Annotated in this window: 3 tRNA genes; all 3 read right to left on the reverse strand. The window is 48.9% G+C overall.

Annotated features, from left to right (window positions below):
- Nucleotides 1-2 precede the first annotated feature (2 nt).
- The 3 genes from EXA13_RS16780 to EXA13_RS16790 all read right to left on the reverse strand — a co-directional run bounded on the left by EXA13_RS16780 (nt 3) and on the right by EXA13_RS16790 (nt 332).
- Nucleotides 3-75: transfer RNA gene (locus tag EXA13_RS16780), tRNA-Gly, on the reverse strand.
- A 34-nt stretch (nt 76-109) separates the two neighbouring features.
- A tRNA-Leu gene (locus EXA13_RS16785) sits at nt 110-196 on the reverse strand.
- 60 nt (nt 197-256) lie between these two features.
- Nucleotides 257-332, reverse strand: a tRNA-Gly gene (locus EXA13_RS16790).
- Nucleotide 333 lies beyond the last annotated feature (1 nt).

A 333-nucleotide genomic window follows, 5' to 3' on the forward strand; every position in this document is an offset into this window, starting at 1 on the left:
GGAGCGACACACGAGGTTCGAACTCGTGACCTCAACCTTGGCAAGGTTGCGCTCTACCAACTGAGCTAGTGTCGCATTCAAGATGATTATTCATCTCTACTTTAATGAATGGTGCCCCGGGCCGGACTTGAACCGGCACGACTCGAAAGTCGAGGGATTTTAAATCCCTTGTGTCTACCAATTTCACCACCAGGGCACACAAATTTATTTTGATGCTTTTTACATCTCAGTACCGCTTTCGCCATACTGTTTATTCTGGAGCGACACACGAGGTTCGAACTCGTGACCTCAACCTTGGCAAGGTTGCGCTCTACCAACTGAGCTAGTGTCGCA

Source organism: Vibrio cincinnatiensis, assembly GCF_022113815.1.
Taxonomy (GTDB): Bacteria; Pseudomonadota; Gammaproteobacteria; order Enterobacterales; family Vibrionaceae; genus Vibrio; species Vibrio cincinnatiensis_A.